This window comes from Vreelandella sedimenti (genome assembly GCF_013416325.1).
In the GTDB taxonomy this organism is placed as follows: Bacteria; Pseudomonadota; Gammaproteobacteria; order Pseudomonadales; family Halomonadaceae; genus Vreelandella; species Vreelandella sedimenti.
Genome location: NZ_JACCGK010000006.1, coordinates 183,448 through 208,931 on the forward strand (window position 1 = coordinate 183,448; position 25,484 = coordinate 208,931).

General features: G+C 48.5%; 18 protein-coding genes. 11 read left to right on the forward strand and 7 right to left on the reverse strand.

Going from position 1 to position 25,484, the window contains the following annotated elements; all coding sequences use genetic code 11:
• The first annotated feature begins 151 nt into the window (after positions 1–151).
• The 5 genes from HZU72_RS08570 to HZU72_RS08590 all read left to right on the forward strand — a co-directional run bounded on the left by HZU72_RS08570 (position 152) and on the right by HZU72_RS08590 (position 13,420).
• Positions 152–1,822, forward strand: a complete 1,671-nt coding sequence (locus tag HZU72_RS08570) for a tetratricopeptide repeat protein (RefSeq protein WP_180091406.1) — start codon at positions 152–154, stop codon at positions 1,820–1,822.
• The gene (locus HZU72_RS08575; RefSeq protein WP_180091407.1) at positions 1,819–4,647 is read left to right on the forward strand and encodes a DEAD/DEAH box helicase; all 2,829 of its coding nucleotides are present in this window, start codon (positions 1,819–1,821) and stop codon (positions 4,645–4,647) included. The genes HZU72_RS08570 and HZU72_RS08575 overlap by 4 nt, the downstream gene beginning before the upstream one ends.
• A 38-nt stretch (positions 4,648–4,685) precedes the next feature.
• Positions 4,686–6,848, forward strand: a complete 2,163-nt coding sequence (locus tag HZU72_RS08580; protein WP_180091408.1) for a Z1 domain-containing protein — start codon at positions 4,686–4,688, stop codon at positions 6,846–6,848.
• Between the two features lie 75 nt (positions 6,849–6,923).
• Positions 6,924–9,644 (forward strand): site-specific DNA-methyltransferase, encoded by a 2,721-nt coding sequence (locus HZU72_RS08585; protein ID WP_180091409.1) that lies wholly within the window; start codon positions 6,924–6,926, stop codon positions 9,642–9,644.
• Positions 9,641–13,420 carry a BPTD_3080 family restriction endonuclease gene (locus HZU72_RS08590; protein WP_180091410.1) on the forward strand — a complete coding sequence of 1,260 codons (3,780 nt, stop codon included), beginning with the start codon at positions 9,641–9,643 and terminating at the stop codon, positions 13,418–13,420. The genes HZU72_RS08585 and HZU72_RS08590 overlap by 4 nt, the downstream gene beginning before the upstream one ends.
• A gap of 695 nt (positions 13,421–14,115) precedes the next feature.
• Here the strand turns inward: HZU72_RS08590 and HZU72_RS08595 are convergent.
• The gene (locus HZU72_RS08595) at positions 14,116–14,652 is read right to left on the reverse strand and encodes a hypothetical protein (protein WP_180091411.1); all 537 of its coding nucleotides are present in this window, start codon (positions 14,650–14,652) and stop codon (positions 14,116–14,118) included.
• A gap of 631 nt (positions 14,653–15,283) precedes the next feature.
• On the opposite strand from HZU72_RS08595, the gene HZU72_RS08600 reads away from it, so the two are divergent.
• Positions 15,284–15,787 (forward strand): hypothetical protein, encoded by a 504-nt coding sequence (locus HZU72_RS08600; protein ID WP_180091412.1) that lies wholly within the window; start codon positions 15,284–15,286, stop codon positions 15,785–15,787.
• Between the two features lie 271 nt (positions 15,788–16,058).
• Here the strand turns inward: HZU72_RS08600 and nadS are convergent, their stop codons facing one another.
• The 4 genes from nadS to HZU72_RS08620 all read right to left on the reverse strand — a co-directional run bounded on the left by nadS (position 16,059) and on the right by HZU72_RS08620 (position 18,120).
• A complete protein-coding gene (gene nadS, locus HZU72_RS08605; protein ID WP_180091413.1) occupies positions 16,059–16,343 on the reverse strand; it encodes a NadS family protein in 285 nt (94 codons plus the stop codon).
• The gene (locus HZU72_RS24115) at positions 16,340–16,678 is read right to left on the reverse strand and encodes a type II toxin-antitoxin system RelE/ParE family toxin (RefSeq protein ID WP_180091414.1); all 339 of its coding nucleotides are present in this window, start codon (positions 16,676–16,678) and stop codon (positions 16,340–16,342) included. Before HZU72_RS24115 ends, nadS begins: the two co-directional genes overlap by 4 nt.
• 411 nt (positions 16,679–17,089) lie before the next feature.
• Positions 17,090–17,401, reverse strand: coding sequence for an AzlD family protein (locus HZU72_RS08615; RefSeq protein ID WP_180091415.1), 312 nt, complete (start codon positions 17,399–17,401; stop codon positions 17,090–17,092).
• The gene (locus HZU72_RS08620) at positions 17,398–18,120 is read right to left on the reverse strand and encodes an AzlC family ABC transporter permease (RefSeq protein WP_180091416.1); all 723 of its coding nucleotides are present in this window, start codon (positions 18,118–18,120) and stop codon (positions 17,398–17,400) included. The genes HZU72_RS08615 and HZU72_RS08620 overlap by 4 nt, the downstream gene beginning before the upstream one ends.
• 173 nt (positions 18,121–18,293) lie before the next feature.
• Here HZU72_RS08620 and HZU72_RS08625 point away from each other — a divergent pair, with 173 nt between their 5' ends.
• The 5 genes from HZU72_RS08625 to HZU72_RS08645 are packed head-to-tail and all read left to right on the forward strand — an operon-like array spanning position 18,294 to position 23,194.
• On the forward strand, positions 18,294–19,430 hold the full coding sequence (locus tag HZU72_RS08625; protein ID WP_180091417.1) for a C4-dicarboxylate TRAP transporter substrate-binding protein: 1,137 nt from the start codon (positions 18,294–18,296) through the stop codon (positions 19,428–19,430).
• A gap of 56 nt (positions 19,431–19,486) precedes the next feature.
• Positions 19,487–20,116, forward strand: a complete 630-nt coding sequence (locus HZU72_RS08630) for a TetR/AcrR family transcriptional regulator (RefSeq protein ID WP_180091418.1) — start codon at positions 19,487–19,489, stop codon at positions 20,114–20,116.
• A complete protein-coding gene (locus tag HZU72_RS08635) occupies positions 20,113–20,613 on the forward strand; it encodes a TRAP transporter small permease (protein WP_180091419.1) in 501 nt (166 codons plus the stop codon). Before HZU72_RS08630 ends, HZU72_RS08635 begins: the two co-directional genes overlap by 4 nt.
• 10 nt (positions 20,614–20,623) lie before the next feature.
• Positions 20,624–21,931, forward strand: a complete 1,308-nt coding sequence (locus HZU72_RS08640; RefSeq protein ID WP_180091420.1) for a TRAP transporter large permease — start codon at positions 20,624–20,626, stop codon at positions 21,929–21,931.
• A gap of 36 nt (positions 21,932–21,967) precedes the next feature.
• Entirely contained in the window at positions 21,968–23,194 is a 1,227-nt protein-coding gene (locus tag HZU72_RS08645; RefSeq protein WP_180091421.1) for a metal-dependent hydrolase family protein, read from the forward strand.
• Positions 23,195–23,323: 129 nt separating this feature from the next.
• Here HZU72_RS08645 and HZU72_RS08650 read toward each other — a convergent pair whose 3' ends face one another.
• Together HZU72_RS08650 and HZU72_RS08655 are read right to left on the reverse strand one after the other, a co-directional pair.
• Positions 23,324–24,037 (reverse strand): Crp/Fnr family transcriptional regulator, encoded by a 714-nt coding sequence (locus HZU72_RS08650; protein WP_180091422.1) that lies wholly within the window; start codon positions 24,035–24,037, stop codon positions 23,324–23,326.
• Positions 24,038–24,235: 198 nt separating this feature from the next.
• A complete protein-coding gene (locus HZU72_RS08655; RefSeq protein ID WP_180091423.1) occupies positions 24,236–24,946 on the reverse strand; it encodes a Crp/Fnr family transcriptional regulator in 711 nt (236 codons plus the stop codon).
• Between the last annotated feature and the right edge of the window lie 538 nt (positions 24,947–25,484).

A 25,484-nucleotide genomic window follows, 5' to 3' on the forward strand; every position in this document is an offset into this window, starting at 1 on the left:
CTAGAAAAAGCTTGTTGTATCGAGCATTATGGAAGCTAGCACATTTTGCTCACTATATTTTGGTAGGTAAATCATTGGCGGAGCAGAAGAAGCCCATGGATTTCATGGTTCAGTCGCCGTTTTGAGTTTCTAGCAGTAAAAGAGATGCCTGATGATAAGCAAAAACAGAAAGGACAAACGGGATCGTAAGTCGATATCATCAGACGTGCCCTTGCTTTCTCAGGTTAATCAACTTGTTAGCCATGGTTTACGCCAAGCAGCTATTGATTTGCTTGATGAGGCCATTTCATCATCCCCAAATGATACCTCGCTGCTAAGCGCGCTGGGGCGTGTCTACCTCCTGGATAGGCAACCGGACAAAGCAGTCATTTATTTACGCCGTTCTCACGTTCAGTCAAATTCGCATTCCGCACAGGAGAATTACTACGCTTCAGAGGCGTTTACAGATGAAGACGCCGCTTACCTTGATGAAAGGTCTGAAGAACTATCGAATGAAGAATTCTCTATGCAAGATGAAGTGTCTACTAGAGAGCCAGATGATAGTAAGCCGCAAGCTGAAAGCCCTCGTAGGACACTACATTTGAAATGCAGTCGAATCAAAAGACGTCAAGCAATTACCAAAGGGGATTCTGGACCTAAAATTACTGTGATCAAACGGCGCTCGAAGGGAAATCAGGCTGAGCAAGGCGTAGATTTCGAGGAAGAGTTAAAACCAGTGGAGTGGGTAAATGAACTTCCGGAAATCAAAAAAGGTAACGACCTTGCGTCGGTTGCATCGAGAAATATAGAAGGATCATTGCCGGTTACCTCAACTTTTGGCGAATCACTTTCAAATGTCGACGTAAATTCTTCGAAATACGATGATCTACATAGGGACAATCATTTAACTACCTTATTTGATGAGTGTCTTGATGATTTAGAGGAAGATTTAGATCTTGATGACCTTTCTAGTAGTGCTCTTTCTTTTAATAAAATCGTCGATGACTTTGATGATGACCAGAACGAAGTCGATTTAGAGCTTGAGCAACTGGAGAAAGTCCCTTCAGTAGATGACTTCGACTTCAACTCCGAAGATTTCGGATGGGAAGACCTTGACGATTTTGAGGAATCTGCCAGTAGAGAAAATGAAGATGAAGACTTAGCTTTAATAGGAATAACGAGGACAGAGCGGGCCCGCCAGGTTGCCGTTGTTGTGTTGGGACAAACTGAGTGGGATCCAGAATATTTAACGTTGCTTCAGACAATCTTTACGGAGAGTGGTTGGGGGGCAACCCGCATCGCGATTGAGGGCCTGATTGAGAGAGGCGCAGTCCCTGAGGAGATCATTCTGGCTCGTCAGATCCGATCGATATGGTTTAACAATGAACACCTTTGGACCAGTTTCAGAATGAAGTCCAACGCGCCTTTCATGCAGGCTGAGGCTGTTTACAAAAATTTTAGTTGGGCAGATGCCTTGAGACTGATTCATTGTTTTCCGTCGATTCCTGACGGAACAGAGATAGAAGCTTTTATCGATCATATTTATGACGAGTGGTACTCCAATGACCGTTTAAGACGGCATTTCAAAGCATTTCTAAAGTATTTCCGGTATCGGATTGTCGAGACGAAAAGAACTCTACCCGGGGATATTGGCTTTCTGTTCAGCTCGCCGCTAGAGGCAGAGTGGGGCGCAGATAACCCAGAGCTAATGAGCGCAATCTCTGACATGAGATCGGAACTGAGGGAGCTCGGTGCAGATAGCGGATTTGAGATGCCTGGAACTGATAATAAATTCAATATCCTTCTGAAGGAAACATTTGACGAAGAAAAGGAAAGCAAGTGAGTAAAGCCGCTAATCGTCTCTTGCCTGTCAAAAACTGCTGGGTTAAGAAAGTGTCTCGCGCAGGCGAAGATATTGTAGGGCGTGTCGTCGACTCAGTGGATCGGGGGGATGACATCATCGTCACTGTGAAGTGGCGAAAAACTGGTCAAATTTCCACTGAATCCTTAAGCGATCTTAGAAGCGGGTTAAAACTGCAGATGGAAGTTCAGGATCTTCCATACTCTCGAGTCAGGACATCTCTTGGTGAAGGTGTGATCCAGCGATTGCGAACCATTGGTGATCGGGATCAGGCGTTGGTGGATTTCTTCCAGTTGGGGCGGCAAGTTTGGTTGCCTTATGAGAATCTGCGTCAAATAAAGGGTGCACGCCACCGCTTTATTCTTGGTGATACCGGACCAGAAGACAGTGCGGAACGGTTCCGACTGAAGTCCTTGGCGCACGCTCTGGAAATGTGGAATGAGAACACAGGGTCGCTGTCTCATTTAGAAATTGATCCACTCCCACACCAGATTCATTTGGTACACCACATTCTCGCTTCCGGGCATTTGAACTGGTTGATCGCGGACGATGTGGGTCTTGGTAAGACTATAGAAACCGGCATGCTTTTGGCCGCCTTGAAACAAAGAGGCCACCTGAAGCGAGTTCTTCTGGTCACCCCAGCGGGCCTAACGAAGCAGTGGCAAGAAGAGCTGAATTATAAGTTCAAAATGGGCGAATTCCAGATCTACGGAGAGGATTTCATCATCAATGAGCCTCGCCATTGGAAAATGTTTGATTTTGTCATTGCCTCCATCGACCGGTTGAAAAACCCTGAGAACCTAGAGCAGGTTCAGCAAGCGGGCAAATGGGACATGGTTATTTTTGATGAAGCCCATAGGCTGAGTCGTCGTCAATACGGAATGAAGCTGGATGCGTCCCAAAGGTTCCAGCTGGCAGCTAACCTGCGCCGCCATACCGACGCTCTAATTTTGTTGAGTGCGACTCCCCACCAGGGCATGCAAGACAAGTTTCAGGCTCTTTTAGAGCTACTGCATCCTGAACGAAAAGAAGAGATCACCACGCTTGCATTGAACCCCGAAATCATTGGAGACATGGTGTTTAGAAATAACAAAGCCGATGTTACTGATGCTGAAGGTAACTTCCTCTTCAAGGGAAAGACGACTAGCTCTGTACCCATTCACGTTTCTGATGAAGCTAAGGATTTCGATAAGAATCTCCAGGATTACCTCCGGAAAGGATATACAGCCGGAGCCGCTCTGGGCTTCAAGGGCAATGCTATCGGCTTTGTGATGACCGTTTATCGAAAGCTGGCGGCCTCAAGTGTCGCAGCTATACATCAAGCGCTATTGAATCGAAAGGCGAGACTTGAAGGTGAGATGATTAAAGGCTTTAGCTCTGAAGAAGTTGAGTCACAGGATCAGCGCTTTGTTGGTGAGTGGGAGGAGCAGTTAGTCACCGATGCAAGAGAGTTCTTCGAGGGTGAGCTAGAACTTCTGAACGAGCTAATCTTAGAAGCTGATGCCCTTCGCGACGACGATAAAAAACTGAAAGGTTTCTCCAATAAGGTGATATCTCAGATTCTTACGAGCAATCCGAATGAGAAAGTTCTGATCTTTACAGAGTATCGAACAACTCAGGCCTATATCCGCCAGACTTTGGAAGATCAGTACGGTGAGGGCTCTGTTGAATTGATCAACGGCTCGATGCCTCATGCCAAACGTAGAGAGGCCATTGCACGATTTGAGGAAAAAGTGAACTTCTTGGTTTCGACAGAAGCCGGCGGGGAGGGGATCAACCTTCAACGAAAGTGCCACATCATGGTGAATTACGATCTGCCTTGGAATCCGATGAGACTCGTGCAAAGAATCGGCCGTTTATACCGTTATGGTCAAAAAAAGCGGGTCGTTGTGTTTAATCTTCACTCCCCAGAAACAGCCGATGAGCAGGTTATGAATCTAATGTATACCCGCATTGAGCAAGTGGTGGATGACCTGGCAGGGGTGAGTACCGAATACAATGAGCAGCTCCGCGACGATATCTTAGGTGAGTTGGCGGACTTACTCGACATCAACCAAATTCTGGAAGATGCAACGGTTGCAGGGATAACACGAACCCAAGAACGAATATCTGATGCTCTGGAGCGGGCAAAGACCTCCACAGAAAAGCAGAGAGAACTTTTTGAACATGCGGCAGGCTTTGATCCCAATGAAACCAGAAGCAGTTTACGCATTGACCATGAGCACGGTGTAGCATTTGTGATCGGCATGTTTCAGATGCTGGGTGTGGAGGTTGTTGAAACAACACATGATGGAAGGCTATTCCATATCCGTTTGTCTGAATCTGTGCAGCAAGAGTTGGGAATCGAGCGCAGCCGCTATGAGGTTACCTTGGACCGTGAGTTGGTTGTGAACCGGCCAAACACGCATATGCTCGATCTTGACTCATTCTTGATGCAATACCTGCTCAGTAAGGCCAAAGGCTACGACTTCATGGGATTGAGTGCAGTCATACAAGCCCCGTCTTTTGGGCACGGAGTCCTGCTAACTAGCCTCCTTCATTGGCAGAACGACCAGGGGGGGCGAATGAGACAAGAGTATACAGCCTACTGGGTAAAGCAGAATGGTGATGTCCAAACAAATCCTGATGCTTTTACTAACTGGTTAAAGACACCTGCTCTAACCGGAACGCTGAGTGTAGACCGAAACGAAAATCAGGTCTTGTTTAAGCGGGCTGAAATAGCTGCCGACGATAGACTGAGGGTTGTAAGTAATATGAATTTACACCCGGAGAATAACCAATGGGTGTCTGGTGCTTGGCTCGTGTGACGCGTTGAAGAAAAAATTACACCTGGATTGGAGTAGATATGAAGTTGGACGGACCGTTTTACCAATCATTCGTTGAACAGGGCGACCGCTATACAGCTGATGATAGGCAATGTATCGAGCGGACTGTGAGCCGTTTGAGCGATATTCAGACGAGTGAAGAGCGACCCGGAATGCTGTTGGGAAAAATTCAGTCCGGTAAGACAAAAACGTTCCTCGCGATCATGGCACTTGCGTTCGACAATAACTTTGATGTGACAGTCGTACTTACCAAGGGCACTAAGGCGCTTGCCAAGCAGACCTATGAGCGAATCCTATCCGAGTTTAAAAGGCATGACCAAGACGACCGATTGAAGGTTTTCGACATCATGACGATGCCTAACCAACTCACAGGTTTCGAAATGAACCAGAAGTTGGTTCTGGTTGTTAAGAAACAAAAAGATAACCTAAATAGGCTGATTGATCTCTTCAGTAACAAGCACCCTCAATTAAGCAAAAAGCGCATTTTAGTTGTGGATGATGAGGCCGACTACGCAAGCGTTGGTTTTAAGAAAGACCAAGGTGAAATGGACATTAATACGACTGCTCTGCAGCTTGAAAAATTGCGTCAGGTGGCTGAGAGAACGTCTTTCTTGCAGGTAACCGCTACACCGTATGCACTCTATCTCCAGCCTGACAAAATTGAAATCAAAGGTGAAACATTCAAACCTATAAGGCCTGCCTTCACCGAGCTAGTCCCTGTGAATGAGGCATATATTGGCAGCGATTATTATTTTTCGGAGGATCACGAAGAAATCGAACTGGCGGATTATCTCTATTGCCCGGTTTCATATGAGGAACTTCTGCGTTTGCGAAAGAAGGATGGTCGTCGCCTCAAGCTAGAAGAGGTTCTAACCAGCAATAGTATTCCTGCGCTAAGAGCGGCAGTTGTTAATTTTATTGTTGGGGGGTGCATTCGCCGGATTCAAGAAGAAGAAAAAGGACAAGCAAAGAAGTTCAGCTTTCTTATTCATACCGAATCTGGAAAAGCCGCCCATGCTTGGCAAGAAGAGTTAGTTGATGCGATCAAAACACAGCTTACTGAAGCAGCGCAAAAAAATGATCCAGTGCTTCATGCGCTAGTCGAAACCTCTTACGAGGAGCTGCAGCCATCAATCCAGCTAAAAGGTTTCCATTGCCCCAGCCTACCTGTAGTTGTTGAGTCAGTCAAAAAGGCCTTGGCAGATGACTGGGTGATGATTTCCAGAGTTAACTCTGAAAGGCAAGTAGAAGAGTTGCTGGATGAGACTGGCCAACTTCGATTAAGAACCCCGCTCAATATTTTCATTGGGGGGCAGATTCTCGACCGAGGTGTCACAATTGCTAATCTCATTGGATTTTACTACGGGCGGAGTCCCAATGTGTTCCAGCAGGACACTGTACTGCAGCACTCTCGCATGTTTGGCTTCCGACCAGTCGCGGACCTTACCGTGACCCGTTTCTACACAGAACCTACCATCCATAAGGCCATGCAACGAATGCATGAAAGCGATATTGCGCTACGGGATGCGATCGAGAAAGATGCGGAGCAGCCTGTTGTCTTTATACAGAAGGCCGCTAATGGCGCGGTGGTTCCCTGTAGCCCGAACAAGATTGCACTCTCCAAGACGACAACATTAAAGCCCTTCAAACGCTTGTTGCCAATAGGTTTTCAAACGGATTACAAGAGCTATTTGCGACCTGTGACGGAGAATATCGATGAAATATTACGCGCTTTTGCTCCAGCAGATAGTTTTGATGAGCCATTCTTAATCACTAAAGAGCAAGCGAATTGGCTACTTAGTGAAATCCAGCCAACGCTGAAGATGGAGACTGAAGAAGGCTATGATTTTGACTGGGAAGCAACAAAATCGGCATTGAATTACCTGGCGAACCTGGGCAGTGACCACAACGGCGGAAAGGTGTGGTGTTTGGTTCGCACAGGTAGAAAACTCTCCCGAACCGTTGCTGTCGGGTCTCATGCCAAATACGCGGATGCTCCAGACTCTACCAAAACAGAAGGCGAAATCAGAAAGCATTATGCAATCCATAACCCAATGCTTATTTTGATTCGCCAAAATGGCGATGTTGAGCAAGGCTGGCGCGGATGTCCATTCTATTGGCCAGTCATCTCTGCGCAAAAGAACATCTCTCCAGCGATTTTTGCAGAGCAAACACTGAATTAATTCATCAGATAAACAAGTTATTAGCGTTCTACCTTTTGTAGTACGTAACTTGGCAAACTATTTTTAAGGTTTTTTATGGCACACGGAAAGCAGGATTCAAAAAACGCACAGCAATCGGGCACATATAGCCATCAGCAGGATGCTGTGCAGCGCCCGGATGTGGGTGTTCAGCCTGAATTTAATGTCAGAAAACCACCGAAAAACTACCGCTATGACTCCTCTTTAGCCCCAGAGCTAGTGTGGGATGAAAATGCAGAGCGCGATATGGCGGAATGGTTGTTGAGCCTGGTAGAAAAAACTGCCGACAAAGGCGAACAGGCCTTATTCTCTGAGCCACAAGTGTGGCTCGGCACTGGTGAGAAATTCCATTCGCTGGCGGAATGTATCGCTCGCCTTCGAAGCCTCACCAAGCCTTTCCTTAATTGGGCGGGTAAGGCAGAAAGACAGCAAATTAGCGTGCCGACTATTCCCTTATTCGTGCATGAACGGCATTCCACACAAGCAATTCTTGAGACGCTGGAAAGCTACAAGTCTTCGGGTAGCACCTTGGACCTTTTTGGGGATCCTGAACTTGATGTTACGGACAAGTTGGATGCCTACGAGCACAAGGGCCCTTGGACCAATCGAATGGTCTTGGGCGACTCTCTCCAAGTAATGAACTCACTTCTGGAATATGAGGGGCTTGGCGGGCAGGTCCAGATGATTTATGTAGATCCGCCTTATGGCGTTAAATTTGGATCCAACTTCCAGCCTTTTGTGCGAAAACGAGATGTGAAGCATGGCAAAGACGATGAAATGATTCGTGAGCCAGAGATGGTCAAGGCGTATAGGGATACATGGGAGCTTGGATCTCACTCGTATCTTACTTACATTCGTGACCGGGTTTTAATGGCGCGAGAATTGTTAACACAAAGCGGTAGCATATTCGTCCAGATTTCAGATGAAAATCTAGACTCTGTAAAAGCTGTTTTGTCAGAGGTTTTTGGAAAGGATAACTTCATGGCAATAATCTCGTATAGGGTTAAAAGCCCTCTCGGGGTTAATCATTTAGGCCGAGTAAATGACTTTATAATTTGGTTTGCGAAAGACAAAGAAAAGGTCCGATACAATCAGCTTTATATTCCAAAATCTCTTCAGTCAAATTCTGAGTTCGATCGTGTGGAGTTAGATAATGGGGATGAGTACACGATTGCAGAGTATTTAAAAAAGCATGATGAGCTGCCGGAAAACGCAAGATTTTATACTGGTCAGAACCTTGCTTCATCTGGACGAACAGAGTCCTGTCTTTACGATTATGAGCTAGATGGAACTATATATAAGTCGCCTCGAGGCAAGAGTTGGAAAACAACAAAGAAAGGAATGAGGAAGCTCGAAGAGAAGAATAGGCTACTTGGTTTAAAGTCGAGCTTGCGATGGAAATATTATCTCGATGACTTCTCGGTTCAGGAAATATCAAATGTATGGAATGACACGTTTGCTGAGCCAAAACGTGCTTATGCAGTCCAAACTGCGATGCTTCCCATTCAACGTTGTATGCTAATGACCACTGATCCTGGGGATCTTGTGTTTGATCCAACATGTGGCTCAGGAACAACTGCTTATGTTGCCGAACAATGGGGCAGACGTTGGATTTCGTGCGACACCTCCCGAGTTCCATTGGCGCTGGCCAGACAAAGGCTGCTAACCGCGACTTTCCCATGGTACGAGTTAAAAGAGCCAGACAGAGGCCTTAGCGCGGGATTTAAATATACTCGCAAGCAAAACAAAAAGGGTGAAGAGGTCGGAGGACTGGTTCCCCGAATTACGCTGAAGTCTATTGCAAATGACGAAAGCCCAGTAACCGCAACGCTTGTCGACAAACCTGATGTTAATAAGACAATAACTCGCGTCTGCGGGCCATTTACCGTCGAAGCCACGATACAGGCCACCGGCACGCTCCTGGAAGATACCAAAGGGATTAAGGAAAAAAATGATAGTCAGGATGAACCACGAAAATACTTGGATCGCATGATTGAGGTACTACGCCAGAGTAGAACGCTGCGTCTGCCTGGCAATAAGTCTCTTGAGTTTGATCGTGTACGTCCACTTGGTACCGAGTATGAGCACTTGCATGCGGAGGGCGTTGAACAGAATGGTGAAGACCGTCGAATTGCAGTGATGTTTGGCCCTCAAGATGGCGCTATTGATTCTGGAATTGTACTTGAGGCTGCTAGGGAAGCATGGTTTGCGAAGTTTGATGCTATTTATTTCTTCGGCTTCGCCATTCAGGCGAAGGCCAGAGAACTGATTGAGAATCGCGGCAAATTAAAGCTGCCATGCACTTATGTCTCAGTAACACCGGATGTTGTTATGTCCGACCTTCTAAAAACCAGTAAGTCGTCTGAGGTTTTCTCCATTACTGGTCTGCCAGACCTTGAGCTTCGCCTCACGGGTGATAGTTCAACGGATAGTAATCAGCTCTTCGAGGTAGAGCTGCTAGGTCTCGATATTTTCCGGCCACAGGATTTGGAGACGGAGTCTATAGAGGCAGATAACCTGCCATGTTGGATGCTGGATACGGATTATAACGGAATGGCTTTTATCGCCCGCCAAGTGTTTTTTCCGAAAACCTCAGCTTGGGACAATCTTCAGAGGTCGTTGAAAGCCAAGTTTGACGCCTCGGTCTGGGAGCATCTTGCAGGAACGATTTCTGAGCCTTTTGTGCTTGGTCGCAATAAGCGAATTGCAGTAAAGGTTATCGATGATCGTGGTAACGAGCTGATGGTTGTGCGAGAAGCATCGGAGGCAAACTCATGAGTCAGCCGAAAGTTTCTGCCCCGATCGCTTCGAATGAGATTGAATCGCCAATTATAAACTCGCCCTTCAGAGAGCCTGAATTTTTCTGGCAGATTGAAAAGGGTAATCAGCCGCTTAAAGCTTCAGGCCGGCGGCCTGCCAGTTATTTCTATCGCGTTCCTGAAAGTAGTGGTCGGAATCGTAAGGTTAAAGACCAATTGAGCCTGGAGGGTGACCTGGGCATAGGTCAGCAGGAAGATATCCCTTTGGTGAACTGGCTCCGGCAACGCATTAAAGAGTGGCGTGCAGGAGGGTTTACGGGTATTCCTTATGACGGCGCTTCATCAGTCAGTAAGGAATTAATGGAGCTCTGGCAGGGTGATGGAACTCTTCGAAAACAACGTCTGTTTTATGCGCAAATAGAAGCCGCCGAAGCAATTATCTTTCTTGTTGAAGCAAACCCGGTATACCTAAAAGGGTTACCTGAAATTCCAGTTGATCACCCCGGCGAATCTACAAGAGAAGCTGGTTTTCGTGCGTTTACTCGTTATGCCTGCAAAATGGCGACCGGTACTGGGAAAACCACCGTTATGGGGATGCTCTCTGCTTGGTCAATATTGAACTATGTTGCTTCACCAACGGACGAGCGTTTCTCCGATACTATTTTGATCGTATGTCCGAACGTGACGATAAGGGAGCGTTTGCAGGAGCTCAATCCGTCTTTAGGAGACAACAGTCTTTACCGGACCAGGCAATTGGTGCCGCCGCACCGGATGGAGGAGCTCCGTAGAGGTGAGGTAATGATCGCCAATTGGCATCGATTGGCGAAAAAAGAGACCAGTACTGTTAACGGCACATCAGCCAAGGTTGTGAAAACTGGTGAGCCGGTGGAAGTGGTCAAGAATGCGGGTAAGGCCAACGAGGAAGTCGAAGTTAAGTACTTCGAATCTGACCAAGCCTGGTTCAAAAGGATGCGCCAGGAACTCGGCTCCGGCAAGGGGCGTAGTCCCCACTGGCTTATTTTTAATGATGAGGCTCACCACGCGTACCGTCGTGGCGAGTCGAGTGCTGAATTAGACCTTGAAGATGACGCGACTCTCGCGAAGAAAAATGCCAAGGAAGCAACGATCTGGATTGAGGGTCTGGACCGGATTAATAAGCTGGCAGGTGGCCGTAAAAAAGGCATTCGCTTCTGTATCGATTTGTCTGCCACGCCCTTTTATATCCAAGGCTCCGGAAATGAGGTCGGTAAGCCATTCCCATGGATCGTGTCCGATTTTGGGTTGCTGGATGCAATCGAGTCTGGCTTAGTAAAAATTCCCCAATTGCCGACTCGTGACATTACCGGGGAAGAAGATGCAGGTTATTTTAATGTCTGGCGTTGGGTCGAGTCGATGGCCGAAAAAGACGGGCTAGGCACTAAGCTCAATCCGCAGATTGTAATGACCTATGCGGCTGCGCCTATTACTACCCTTGCCCAGGATTGGCACATGCGCTTCCAGCAGTGGCAAGAAGACAGCAAGGAAGATTTACACCCTGTTCCTCCCGTTTTTATTGTTGTTTGTAGAGATACCAAGGTAGCCGCTGAGGTATTTAATTGGCTGGCTGACAATGATGGTAATTACGGTCAGGCTCCAGACTGGTTCAGGAACCAGAAGGGTGAGGAAGTCACTGTCCGTGTTGACTCTAAAGTGGTGGAGGATCTTGAAGAGGGTGGGACTAAAGATGAAACCCGCCGGTTACGGTTTATCTTAGACACCATTGGCAAGAAGACTTGGCCAGGAGGTAAGGTGCCGGAAGAGTGGTCGGAACTTGTTCGAAAGAACAATGAGAAAGCGGCCAGTGACGATAATGATGGTGCGTATAAATGGATCGATGAACGTGTTCCTCCTGGCCGTAATATTCGATGCATTGTGTCTGTCTCGATGCTGGCAGAAGGCTGGGATGCCAATACTGTCACTCACATTGTTGGGTTGAGGCCGTTCGGATCACAACTGCTCTGCGAGCAGGTGATTGGACGTGCGCTTAGGCGTCGCAGCTACGCGCTCAACGAAGAAACTGATCAGTTCGAGGAAGAAACGGCCAAGGTGTTCGGTGTTCCTTTTGAACTGGTTCCTTTCAAAGTGTCCGACACCAAAGATCCAAAGCCACCAAAAGAGCCGAATCACATTTTTAGCGATCCGGAAAAAGAAAAGTACGAGATCGAATTCCCTCTAGTGGAGGGGTATTACAGCCCACAGACATTCGAGGTACACGTAAGCTGGGATCAAATTCCGCAGCTTACGATCGACCCCAAAGAAGTGCCGGATCAGGTCGAGATGAACTCAATGACATCGCCGGAAGGTAGCCTGGCTAAATACGGGCCAGGACAGAGGCCCGTATTGAACTTGTCTACTTGGCGGAAGCAATTTAGAAATCAGCAGGTAGCTTTCCGGTTAGCGCAGCAGGTTTGCAAGCGCTGGCAGGCTGAACAGGGGGATTCTGAGGCTGAGACCGTGCCAGTACACGTCCTGTTTCCAAAGGTAGCGTTTGCAGCTAAGCGATTCCTACACGAGAAAATCAACTGCAAGGGCAGCGCAGAACCATGCGACGTGCTACTGGTCGGCAAATACCAACAGCAAGCCGTAGACAACTTGTTCGAGGCCGTGCGAAAGGGCTCTGGCGGTTTAGTAGATAGCCCGGAATTACCGCGAATTCCAAAGGGTGCATCCGGCCGGGGCAGTACCCACTACGTTGACTATCATACAACTAAGTCTGTCTATTCAGTCACTAAATGCCATCTAAATGCCATGGTCGCTGATACCAAGAAATGGGAGCAAAGTGCGGGCTTCGCGCTGGATGTCCATCCAGGTGTCGTTAGGTGGGTAAAAAATGAGCACTTGGGCTTCTACGTTCCATACCGTAAGCACGGCGTTCCGTCTCGTTATATTCCTGATTTCATCGCTCAGCTTGATATTGGGCTGAATCTCGTTTTGGAGATAAAAGGTCAGTACGGCGACGACGCAGATCTCAAGGTGAAAGCCGCTGAACGTTGGGTAAATGCTGTAAACGAAGATGGTGGTTGGGGAATGTGGCTCTATCGAGTCGTTACGGAGCCTACCGACCTACCTAACCTGATCAATGAATTTGCGCTTGCCAAGTGGGATGATGAATCGCTAATTTTGGGTGGTAATGAAGATCTGCTTTCGCATACGAAAGAACGAGGTAATAACGATAATCAACACCTATCTGAGTCAGAGTTCATTCATTGGCTGAAAGCTCATGATATTTGGTCTGAGGAGGTTAGCCCTAGTACCTCTCGTCGCATTGGGAGACAAAATGCTGACGAAATGATGGATATGATGATCTCCGTAACTTCGGGAGATTTATCTGAGGCAAAGGTTACAAGAATTAATCTGAAGCGCTTATTGAGCCTTCCCCCACTTTCAGTGGGTTCCGTATCTATTAGCGGTGATGTTTATGCGATGACCGATGCATCATCAGATGCTATTTCGATAGGCTTGTTTGCACTGGCAACGCTGCTTTGTGGTGCAGTAAGTGCAAAGGAATTAATTACTGATACGTTTGATAGCCAGTACGCAGCTGTCCTGATCAGTTTGAAAGGAGTGGAGGCGCCTAATTCTATTTCAAAGAGTGCCCTCTTCGAAAAAGTAAACCAGTTACTGGCGGATGATGGAGAGGCAAATATAACTGAGAAGAAATTTGAAAAAATCCTAGGCAGACTGGAAAAAGATCTAAAATGTATAGAAGCTAATGTTCAAGGAGTTTGCCTGAAATCAAATGTGAAGTATAAATAATTAGATTTTGGTGCCAAGGAGAAGTAATGTATTTCTAGCAACTTTAAAGGTATGGTTGATAATGAGCTATTAATAGATAAAAAATTGCGAAGCTGTTAAATTATTTTGGTGGGCTGGGTGTCACTTCTAGCCTGCTGAAATAGATCGAGATGTCTGTTTTAAATGCTATTAATTTGGTGGCGAGACTAGACGCATTCGCAAAGTTATAAACCTTACATTCAGCGCAGCTGATGCTGGGGTCTTTAAGTGATCCGTAGTTGAATGTATTTTCATGATGCTCCATCTGACGTTTTCAGATTTACGTTTTGTGCAATCGAAACGGCGTTAGCTGGGCTATAACGCTTACGTTTACAAGTACAACATGGTAATACCTTATCAACCGAATTCCTAACACATCAAGCACTGGGCAAGCATGGTCACGCTCCGGTCCCTTATGCTCTCAATCCAACAGATGATCACCCGGCCCGTTGAAGAGGTGGGATGGCGAAACGCACCAATCAGCCTTTGTCATAGCACCAGGGCCTGCATCAGGGCCAGGATACGCTTGCGGCGAGTGGACTTCTTCTTATTCTGGTGCTCAGCTTAGGCGAACGAGATCTGCTTCATTGGATGGCTCTGTCAGACGGTGTGTAGTGGTAAGATTCTACCCGCCGCTGGTGATCAGGCAGCTACGACAGGGTTTGTGCAGCGTTTCCTTAACAACGCTCCTTGCACCACGAAAGGAAATATTTTCCGTACCAGAAAAAAACTATGTAAACGCCAGCGGCTACGAGCCCATGATCAAGGAGAAAGAATAGAGAAAGAGCAATCGTTGGAACTGCAAAGTGAAAGGCTAAAATTGCTTTGGATACGGCTGAATCTCGATCTGAGTGCCATTTTTGAACCATAGCTTTATGTTGCACATCGATAACATTATCCAGCTGCTCCGCACAGTACAGCATTTGAGCGCTAACGGCTTTAATCATCGATACCAGCAAAAGCGCTCCCGCGCCCACGCATGAAAGAGAAACTAGAATACGACGTGGAACCGATACAGAAAACTTAAAATGCTCGGAAAAAACAAGCGGCCAAGCTTCATACGTGCTTTCCAGCTTAGGCCATGTTCCGAGAGTAACAGCTACAAAATATGCTCCCACAAAACCTAATAAAACACCGCATAGTCCTGGGAAAGAAGAAACCACTGCTTCGTATGCATTGGGGGCGGCGGGATACTCTTTGGCCCTTGCATTCATTGAACCCTACCCCCGCAAAGTGGGCATTTATAAAGCTTATGCTTACCACAAAAAAATTCAAAACAGCTACTATTTTGACATTGAACAGCTGCAGACCGAGAAACTATTTCTAGATTATTCGGAAGTGCACAGACGACATTCTTGCTATTCCCGTCAACTCCTGACGGGAAACACTTCCAAAGGCTGTTCGTTACATATGCCGATATCTGCATTTCGAGATGAGCCCACTCGTCCTGCGAAAGGTGTTCTAGTAAGGAATCAGCATGTTCTGAACCAAGATTCTCTTTCGCAAGCTTGGCGATCAACTCTCTAATAATTTCTTCATAATTTTCCATATTTTACCCCCACCGAGACCGTTCTAACAGTTGCTAGGCTGATTAGATAACGATTAGAGTAACTTAACGGTTGCATTTTCTGAAACGGCCAATGGTTCGAGTTTTTCACGGCCATCTTGTACAGATTTAATATAGCAGAATTCGAAAAGTTAGCTAAATTGAGATGGTAAAGGCGGATAGATTTTGTAGAGACGGTTTTTAATATGCGAAAATTTCTCATTTAAGTACGATTAACATAAAGCGATGAGATTTCTTCTGTAATTTTTATTGGTTTTTTAATAATAAGAGGGGGAGATATGCCATCCATTCATGACTATGAAGGAAAGCTTGAGAAGTCTCTAATTGATGCTGCATCATTACCAGATTTAAGAAAATTCATGGAGCCAAGTGATATTGAGCAAAAAGTAATAGACTATGATGGCGGTTTACAAGCCCGTGTCGATTCATTAAATGCTTTATCAGTGAGAAAGTTCATTGAAAGAATAATAAGCGAAGCTCGACAAAAAGGGGTTGACCTTAAAGAATGGATATGTGGAAAAAAACAGTTTAACCTTTGCGAAAAATTAGATAGCCCTTTAGGGGATGTGATGCGTAGACTTGACGAGTTTATAAAAAATAAGATTTCTCAGGGTGGAAAAGAGATTATTGCCTTGGCCGCAGCTTTCAGTACAAAACTCGCGTCGCTAGAGCCATTGCTGGTTTTGTTTGGGGCTATTGGGTTCTTTAATAATGTCTTTATAAATTTGTGTGATTGTGAAGTTAACGGAAAAAATAGAGAAAAAGAAAAGAAAATTTTTTAATTATCTGATTTAATATTCACTTTATTAATTAATGTAAATTTTTTTACACAAATAAAATCATGGGATAAGTTATATCAATATAACTATGGTAGTTTTATTACTATAGTGGTCAAGTTGAACTGGCCACTGGTTTATAGTTATTCCACAAGTCTTTATCTCCTTATTTGAACTTATCCATTTATTGTGCTTATGTGTTTGAAGGGGGTAGTAATCCGATCAAATACTTCACGACGTAATGCTATGGCCGGGCGAGTGAGCTGAATAATAGATGCTAATGCGAAGCAAGTTCGTTGAAAAAAGCTGGGTTGTCCTGAATCGTCGCCAGTACCTTGGCGGCTAGCCCTGTAGGGTTACGGCGCTTGGTTTCCCAGCTTTTGATGGTGTCCACACTGGTTCCCATAGCCTCGGCAAACTCGGCTTGAGAGACGTGTAGTTTTGCTCGGATAGCTTTTACATCAGCCAACTCATGGCGTGTGATGCGGCTGGCTTGGGCTTTGCCTTGTTTGATTTCAACGGCTTCCTGCAGCGATGTTTGCAGTTCGTCAAAAATGCTCATTTGGAAACCTCCCCCTTCAATTGGTGGGTAAGTATTTTCAGTGCGGCCTTTTCAGCAGGCGTTAAGCTGTCCTTCACGCTCTTGGGGTAGGCCAGTATCAGATAGATTCTCTCTGCCGTTGCCAAAAAGTAGATAACCCTGGCGCCGCCGCTTTTGCCTTGGTTGCCCAACGCCATGCGTATTTTGCGCAACCCACCTGTGCCCTGAATTAGGTCACCTTTGTTGGGTTGAGCAATCAGGGTGCGTTGTAGTTCCTTTAATTCGTCGTCTGTGGCAATGGCATGGATCTGGCGTGTGAACGTTGGGGTTTCGATAAATTCAATCGCATGACTCACTTTGAGGCACTTCCTTTAGCCATTGCGTATTTTAGTGTACATAGTACATTTTGGGTTATCAATTATCGACTCTGCATTTTGCTGTAGCTGGCTGTAATTTGGTTGCCAACTGGTCGCCGCCTGGTTGTTATTTGGCTGTTAACAGGGTGAAAATCATGTGAGTAATGTAAACCATGGAAAACCTTAACTCATTGAAAAACCTTTGTTTCCGCATTGCAGGCGCGATCCCGAAATTTGTTTGGTTGCACTCATAATCCCTTGGTCGTAGGTTCAAGTCCTACTGGGCCCACCATTTCTATATTTACCTATTTCAAATGCAGGGAGTAATTAGTCCCTGGAGCTGCGGTATATCTGATTCTAGTTATCCCCTGCGTACTTCTGAGACTTTCAAGCCCGCCGTTTTTTACGATATTACCCAAACCACCAGCGCCAACCAGCAGCACAAAGCATACCCATTGCAATTGATACCAACGGATTCCTCATCACTACCGCCACCGTACCCGCCGCAATGGCAGCGAGCCGAACGCCACCGTCACCATGCACGATGATAGGTGTAATGACGGCAATCAGGACTGAACTAGACATGGCATCGACGAATCGCCGCACGCGTGGGCCTAGCGGCACCCGCGACATGATTAGTAGTCCCAGCACTCTGGATCCATATGCAATCACCACCATTAGCATGATGGCTATCAACGACTGCCACACGGGTGATGAGCTCATGAGGCGCTTTCCCTTAACCAGCGTCCGGGTAACAATACCGCCACCACGCCACCAGTAATCGCGCCCACCATCACATGTAGGTAAGGCGGCAGCCACCAGTACGCCATTAATGCACTCGCCGCTGCTGCCAGCCAGGGTAGGGCCATTGCTGCTCGTGGGTTTCCACCGACAACGATCATCAGCAGAAAGCACAGCATGATCACATCAAGGCCAAAGCGTTCAGGCTCGGTAATGCCCCCACCAAAGGCTAGCCCTATCGCAGTACCTCCGACCCAGGCGCCCCACAGCGCGATACCGCCACCTAGAAGAATGCCCAGGTTTCGCTCGCCGCGCTGATACTCTCCCAGTGCCATTGCCCAGTTGGAGTCGGTTAGCAGAATCACCATAGCGAATTGCTGGCGTTGAGGTAACGCCTTGAGCCAGGGATAAAGCGCCGCACTCATCAGCATATGCCGGGTATGAATCGCGAGTGTGACCGCTGCCAGAGCAAGCAGTGGCAGAGGCGAATGCCACATCTCAAGGGCAGCAAATTGCGATGGCGCCGCGAAGACAAACAGGCTCATTAGCATCGCTTCCCAGCCGGCCAACCCTTGGTGCACAGCGGCTACGCCAAACGCCAACCCAAAAGCGATCGTAAAAACCGCCAAAGGTAGCATCATACGAATCCCTTGCCAGGTACCCGCAATATCCAGCCGAGTAGGATTTTCTTTTATTTTCATTGCTTAACCTTTCTATGCGAAGCAGGTCGTATCAAAAACAAACAGACCTGCTTGTTTTTTTATTATTTGAAGTCTAGATTGAATTATGTACACGCGCCACATCGGGTGACGTGTCAACAATACAAAGTGATACAACAGAAAAAACAGCCGATTAAATCGGCCCGGGAAACTATATGAACTTCACTCGTAATACGCTGACACTCGCCGTTGGAGCGCTGGTCTTGCCTGTCGTTGCTTCTTCGGCCCATGCCGCAACATCCTTTATTGCCAATTCGTTTTATGACCAACAACACCCCCACTCCCGCTACGGTTACATCGAGTGGGCAGAAATGGTCAAGGAGCTCTCGAACGGTGAACTGCAACCCGAGGTTTATACCGGTACCGTACTGCTGGCACCACGCGCTAACCTGCAGGGTATCCAGGATAACGTGGTTCAGGTTGCTCACCATGCGGCTATTTACACACCTTCTGAAATGCCGGTAGCGAATGCCGTGCAGGAGTTAGGGTTTAACTATGATGACCCACTGATAGGCATACTGGCGGTGACAGACTTCAGCCTTAATAATCCGACTCAGCTAGCCGAGTGGGAGGAACTGGATATTGTCTACCTGGGCGCCTATAACACGCCTTCCTATGTGCTGTTCTGCCGCGAGCCAGTCCGCAATCTTGAAGAGCTGCGGGGTAAGCGTATTCGTACCGCAGGCTCGACTGTTTCTGCCTGGGTCGAGCAAGCCGGGGGAACGCCCGTCAATGTGCCTTCCAGTGAGATGTATAGCGGTCTCGATCGTGGCTCGTTGGACTGCGCCTCTAATGCGGCTAACGACTTGATTGACCGCTCATTGTGGGAGGTTGCCGAGCACACCACGCTGCTGCCTACCGGCATGTATTGGTCTGGCCCTCAGTGGGGTTTCAATTCAGGTTTTTGGGCTAGTCTCAACGATGAGGAGCGTGATGTCTTCAAAGAAGCGACTGCCAAGGCAATGACACGCATGATTGTCCAGTATCTGGGCGCTTCTGAAGCTGCACTGGAAGAAGCCGCCTCCCACGGCAACAACATCTACGAGCCCGAAAAGGATCTGATGGCTTCCGTGGAAGCTTTCCGCAATGAAGCGTTGGCAAACGTCTACGATAAGGCTCGTGATGAGTATGGCGTTGAAGACCCCGAAGCGCTGATTGATGATTTCATCGCGACCTACGAAAAGTGGGATGCCTTAATTAGCGAGATTGATCGCGAAGACGAAGAGGCACTGGCCGAACTGGCCATGCAAGAAATCTACAATAAGCTTCCTGCAGACTACGGAATTTATTAACGCTGCGACTCTTAGGCCGTCGCATTGAGGCGGCCTAGGCCAAATAAGGGTTCGCTATGACGAAGCGACAGAATCAAGAAGAACGCTCACGCCAAACCCAGGCCAGGGTCACGCAAGCGACTATCGAATGCATTCTCGAGAAGGGCATTCGTGCCACTTCAACCGTGGATGTCGCACGTCTGGCGGGCGTTTCCCGTGGCGCTTTAGTTCACCACTACCCTTCTAAGACATTATTGATGCAGGCGGCGTTGGAGGACTTGCTGAGTCGCGAAGTCGAAAGCGTAAGAGAGATGGCCGTGAAGGTTAAAGCAGGCGAGCTTAACTTTGACAACCTGCTTAAAGCACTGCATGAGCACTTCAAGGGTGACCTTTATATGGTGACCCTCGAATACCTCACTAACGCACGTACCGACCCCGACATCATGAGAGTGCTAGTGCCGCTGGCAGCCAATTTCAATGACTCTTTGGAGCAGATTTGGGAGCAACTGGTTGCCAGCGCCAACCACACGTCACATCAGAATCGCGTCGCCCTGAATGCCACCTTGTGCATGATGCGGGGTATGGGAGCGCAAAGTATTTGGCGAGATGACCCTGAACTCTACCGCGATATGTTGCTGTTCTGGAAAGAGACGCTTCTGGAGCTGGGTTTTTCTGCCTCAGATGCGAAGAGGAGTGAGCCTGTATGATCGCTAAACACGTAGAGTCGTTGAGCCAGTGGATCGCCAAAAGTGCCATGGTGCTGGCGGCCCTCTTTCTGGTGCTTATGGCGCTGCATGTCTCACTCGATGTTGGGCTGCGCTACTTATTCGGAAAGTCGTTTACCGGCACCCTGGAATTTGTGTCTTTTTACTACATGGTCGCCGTCGTCTTTCTGCCTCTTGCCTATGTGGAGCTTCAGCGGGAACACATCAGCGTGGATGTGCTGGTGGGAAGGCTTCCGCCTAGCGCCCAACTGGTGCTTTACCTGTTTGCCAGCACCCTGGGGCTCCTCTATTTCGGCATGCTCTGCTACCAGAGCTATCTAGATGCAGTGCGCGCTACGGTTCGAATGGAAACGGCCATGGCCAATTTCACCTTCTATCTATGGCCCAGTCGCTGGGCGTTACCGGTTGGCTTCGCAGCCATGTGCCTGGCCATCCTCGCCAACATGATTAAGGCGCTGCAACAACGCCAAGCCCTGTAGGAGTTTCCTAATGAGTAATATCGAGATAGGCGTGGCAGGCATTGCCATCGCCTTGGCCCTTATCGCCCTGCGCGTACCAATCGGCGTGGCACTGGGGTTAGTGTCGATTATCGGCATTGGTGAAATGACCAGCATGCGTGTGGCCTGGGGGATGATTTCGGCCACTCCGTTCGACTTTGCAGGCACCTGGGAGCTGACCGCGGCACCTATGTTCCTGTTTATGGGCTATTTGTGTACTAGCACTAATATGACCCAAGGCCTGTTTCATGCCATGCGCCTTTATCTGGCGCGCCTGCCTGGCGGTCTGGCCGTTTCCAGCGTAATGGCCTCTGCCTTCTTTGCCGCAGCCTCCGGCTCTAGCGTCGCAACATCGGCGGCCATGTCGCGTATTGCCGTGCCCGAAATGCTCAAGCATAACTACGACAAGGGGTTGGCCACAGGTACCGTGGCAGCATCTGGAACACTCGGCTCGCTGATTCCCCCAAGCGTGCTGCTGGTGCTCTATGGTGTTTATGCCCAGGTGTCGGTGGGCCAGCTGTTTATGGCGGGTTTCATTCCCGGTGTGCTTTCAGCGCTGCTTTACATCGCCATGATCATGGTGCGAACCAAGCTTAACCCCAGCCTGGCGGGCAACACCGATGTGCGCTCTAGCTGGGACGAAAAATGGGATGCCTTTAAGCATATCTGGCCGTTGCCACTGCTGATCGGCTCAGTCCTTGGTGGGATTTTTCTGGGTATTTTCTCGCCTACCGAAGCGGGAGCAGTGGGTACTTCCATTGCAGCTCTGATCGCCTTGTCACGGCGCACGCTAACCTTTTCAGCCATTCGGGAAGCGCTGATTCGCACAGCGGTGAGCACGGCAAGCATCTTTATTATTCTCATTGGGTCGCTGTTTTTCACCCGTTTTCTAGCCATGAGTGGCGTGCCCGCTGCTTTCTCCGAAATAATCCTCGGCGTCAGCACCGAGACCTGGTGGATCATTCTCGCTGTGGCACTGATCTATCTTGTGCTGGGCATGTTCATCGACTCCATTGGCTTACTGCTGCTCACTCTGCCGCTAATCCTGCCCTTAGTAGAAGGCGCAGACCTTAACTTGATCTGGTTCGGCATCATCGTCGTCAAGCTGCTTGAAGTGGGGCTGGTCACCCCGCCTATCGGGCTCAATGTTTATGTCATCAAAGGAGCCCTGGGCAATAGCGTCACCTTGTCTGAAGTGTTCAAGGGCGTCACCTGGTTCATCGTCATGGATATTGTTGCCCTGTTGCTGATCGTGCTGATTCCAGCGCTTTCGCTCTACCTCCCTCAAAAAATGTTTTAACGCCACTCTCACCTGGAATACCCACAAGGAACACTCATGACAACGACACGTTTTATTAATGCCAACGTCATCGACACGCGCAACGGAAAGGTACTCGCCAACCAGCAGGTGCGTATTCAGGATGGCCGTATCGTCGATGTGAGCGATTCGCCGCTAGAGGGCAGTGATGATCACGTCATCGATATTCAAGGCTACTTCCTGATGCCCGGTCTGGTTGATTCGCATGTACACGTCACGGCAATTACACCCAATTTTGCATTGCTTGAGACGCTCTCGCCTTTCTATGTCGGTGCCAAATCAAGCGAGCTGTTGGAAGCCATGTTGATGCGCGGATTCACGACCGTGCGTGACGCTGGTGGTGCAGATTACGGGCTAGCCAAGGCTGTAGACGAAGGCGCTCTGGTCGGCCCGCGCATCATGTACGCCGGGAATGCACTCTCTCAGACAGGTGGCCATGCCGACATGCGTGGCCCAGGTCAGCAAACCTTTGAAGGCTGCTTCTGCTGCGCTGGTCTAGGTCGTGTTTGCGACGGTGTTAGTGAAGTACGACGAGCCGCCCGGGACGAGATTAGAAAAGGTGCCACTCAGATCAAGATTATGGCCTCTGGCGGCGTTTCTTCACCTACCGACCGTATAGACAGCACTCAGTTCTCGCTTGAGGAAATTGATGCCATTGTGGAAGAAGCCACCGCCGCTAATATTCACACCATGGCACATGCTTATACGGCGCGCGCTATCAACCGGCTTATCCCAAGAGGCGTCAAGACCATAGAGCACGGCAACCTCATGGACGAGGAGAGCTGTCGGCTATTCCTTGAGTACGACGCTTATCTTACTCCGACCCTCTGCACTTACGATGCCCTGGCGAAGGAAGGTGTAGAGGCGGGTATGGCTGAGCACCTACAACGCAAGGTTTATGATGTGCTGGATGCTGGCGGTAAGGCACTGGAAATGGCTCAACGCCATGGGGTTAAAATGCTATATGGCTCTGACTTACTCGGTCGGATGCAGCGCCATCAGCTTAATGAGTTTAATTTGCGTAAGGATGTAGTGCCCACCGATGAACTGATTCGTGCAGCGACAAGCCACGCCGCCGACGCTTATGGCCATACCGGTGATTTTGGCGAGATTATTCCAGGCGCAAGGGGAGACGTCATCGTGCTTCAAAACAATCCTTTGGACGACATTAATGTGCTTACTCAGCCGGATGAGCAGCTTATGCTGATTATGAAAGGGGGAGTGGCTTACAAAAACGTACTTTAGTCAGGCTTAATGCTGCTTAATAAAACGCTGCGTAATGAAGAGGCCAACCAATGGCCTCTTTACGTAGCCCGTTGGCGTTGCAGAGGAGGGGCTTATTAAACGCTTGATCAAGCGTTACGCATTCTTCCTCTATAACACCGGCAACATTTTGGCGTATAACGCGCAATCATCGCTATAGCACTCGCAGGAGGCCTCGATTAGGCCTAGTCGATCAAGCACCGTGATGGTTCCACGCTGGTAACGGATTAGACCACGCGTCTGCATGGCTATCGCTGCCAGGGTAATGCCTGCACGTCTAACCCCGAGCATCATAGCCAGAAACTCATGAGTCAGATTCAACTGATCAGTACCAGCGCGATCCTGAGTCATCAGCAGCCAGCGGGCGAGGCGCTCTTCAATTCGATGAAAATGATTACACGCCGCAGATGTCGCCAGCTGCTTCATCACGACATAGATATATCGCTTTAGTCGCTGATGTAATACCGGAGTGCTAAGGAGTAGTTGTTGAAAGGCTCCAGCGTCAATGCGTAGGGCCGAACCTGCCCCTTGAACCAGCGCGAGTAGTGGCGCCTCATCAATGCCTAACACTAAGGAGCTGCCCAGCATTCCTTCCCGGCCCGCCATCGCGACTTCCAGCTGTTTTTCCGTATCGATGACGACAATCAGTGAAATGAAGCTATCGATGGGAAAATAGACGTGGGTAAATGTCTCTGTGGGCTGTAACAGCACTTCACCAAAGCTAAGCTCCACGGTGTCGCAGGCAGCCATAAAGGCATTTCGCTCGACTTCCGGCAACTCAACAAGGAGTTGATTGGCAGCGGGAACGTTTAAAATAGACGTCATGTGCCTCTCCGGTTATAAGAACCTGGCAAACGGCACAATGAAGGTGTAAATCATTTTGATGTCGGCTGCAGATAGGCCATCATCAGCGTTATTGACGGACTATGCGTACATTACATTGGGTAAATCAAGCGTCGGCACGCTAGCGTACATAACGCTGGAAGGGTGTTTACGGGTAGATGGATAGTAGGGATTGAAGGATTACATTACGTCATGGTGGTTGAGTAGGCGGTCGTACTCGCGCTTAACCACCGCGTAACACTCGCAGACCCGCTTCTCTAGCCCAGGCCTGTCAATGACGGTGATATGCCCGCGGTTGTAGGAAATCAGCCCTGCTCGCTGGAGTTTCCCTGCGGACTCGGTCACGCCTTCACGCCGCACGCCCAGCATATTGGCAATTAGCTCTTGGGTCATAATCAGTTTGTCGCCCGGTAGCCGGTCGAGGCTGAGCAGCAGCCAGCGGCATAGCTGCTGATCGACGCTGTGATGGCGGTTGCATACCGCTGTCTGTGCCATCTGCGTCAGCAAGGCCTGGGTATAGCGCAGAAGTAGTCGCTGCATGGGGCCCGCGCGATAGAATTCGTTTTTGAGTAATTGCCCCTTAAGGCGGTAAGCCGTCCCTGCACTCTGCACAATCGCTCGGCTGGGGGTGGTCTCACCACCCATGAACAGAGAGACACCAACGATCCCTTCATAACCCACTACTGCGATTTCGGTCGAGGCACCATCCTCCATCACGCAAAGCAGCGAAACGATGGCATCAAGAGGAAAGTAGACGTGGCTCATTTGCCGGCCGGATTCGCTGAGTGACTGACCCAAGGACAATGTAACCTGCTCAAGATGAGGCAACAGATGCGCAAGGTCTTCTTCGGGTAATAAGCCAAGCAGAGCGTTCTGCTGGGGTTCTAGCATCGCACCTCTCCCCCTGTTGTTGGCTATCGCGCAGCTTTTGATCACAACTGTCTGAGTAAGATGTTATTTTCTAATGCTTTTTACTGTTATCACAAATTTTTATACAGACATCGTTTTAGTATAGGCTATCGGCAGGCCAACTCAGCACGCTAACGCACATAAGCCTCTTGGAACAGGCTTAGAAACAACGCGTTGTATAAGAGAGAATAGTTGGAGAGGGATAGTTATTGCAGGAGTTTTCACCCCCGTGTTCGCCAGCGCACAGCCAACAGATAGCTAACTGTTTAATGTACCCATAAGTGTGGCAACGGAAATGCCTAAACAGGACGTTGCACTTTGCGCTGCAGGGAACGCAGCGCTTCTCTTCTCAAATCTCAACTGCTAAAGCATCTAAGCAGTTGAGATGCATTGGGTACAGTCTGTTGGTGTCGAGCTCAGTCAGCGTTGAAAAACCCCGCATTAGGCCATTGAAAGCATCTATTCAAAAGCGCTATCATGAATGCTAATAACAACGATTATCATGATGCTTATTTCTCTG

Coding starts and splice junctions, on each gene's coding strand:
- HZU72_RS08630 (WP_180091418.1), top strand. CDS start 19,487: ATGACGAAGCGACAGAATCAAGAAGAACGCTCACGCCAAACCCAGGCC.
- HZU72_RS08640 (WP_180091420.1), top strand. CDS start 20,624: ATGAGTAATATCGAGATAGGCGTGGCAGGCATTGCCATCGCCTTGGCC.
- HZU72_RS08620 (WP_180091416.1), bottom strand. CDS start 18,120: ATGAAAATAAAAGAAAATCCTACTCGGCTGGATATTGCGGGTACCTGG.
- HZU72_RS08645 (WP_180091421.1), top strand. CDS start 21,968: ATGACAACGACACGTTTTATTAATGCCAACGTCATCGACACGCGCAAC.
- HZU72_RS08650 (WP_180091422.1), bottom strand. CDS start 24,037: ATGACGTCTATTTTAAACGTTCCCGCTGCCAATCAACTCCTTGTTGAG.
- nadS (WP_180091413.1), bottom strand. CDS start 16,343: ATGAGCATTTTTGACGAACTGCAAACATCGCTGCAGGAAGCCGTTGAA.
- HZU72_RS08580 (WP_180091408.1), top strand. CDS start 4,686: ATGAAGTTGGACGGACCGTTTTACCAATCATTCGTTGAACAGGGCGAC.
- HZU72_RS08590 (WP_180091410.1), top strand. CDS start 9,641: ATGAGTCAGCCGAAAGTTTCTGCCCCGATCGCTTCGAATGAGATTGAA.
- HZU72_RS08625 (WP_180091417.1), top strand. CDS start 18,294: ATGAACTTCACTCGTAATACGCTGACACTCGCCGTTGGAGCGCTGGTC.
- HZU72_RS08615 (WP_180091415.1), bottom strand. CDS start 17,401: ATGAGCTCATCACCCGTGTGGCAGTCGTTGATAGCCATCATGCTAATG.
- HZU72_RS08570 (WP_180091406.1), top strand. CDS start 152: ATGATAAGCAAAAACAGAAAGGACAAACGGGATCGTAAGTCGATATCA.
- HZU72_RS08595 (WP_180091411.1), bottom strand. CDS start 14,652: ATGAATGCAAGGGCCAAAGAGTATCCCGCCGCCCCCAATGCATACGAA.
- HZU72_RS08600 (WP_180091412.1), top strand. CDS start 15,284: ATGCCATCCATTCATGACTATGAAGGAAAGCTTGAGAAGTCTCTAATT.
- HZU72_RS08655 (WP_180091423.1), bottom strand. CDS start 24,946: ATGCTAGAACCCCAGCAGAACGCTCTGCTTGGCTTATTACCCGAAGAA.
- HZU72_RS08635 (WP_180091419.1), top strand. CDS start 20,113: ATGATCGCTAAACACGTAGAGTCGTTGAGCCAGTGGATCGCCAAAAGT.
- HZU72_RS08585 (WP_180091409.1), top strand. CDS start 6,924: ATGGCACACGGAAAGCAGGATTCAAAAAACGCACAGCAATCGGGCACA.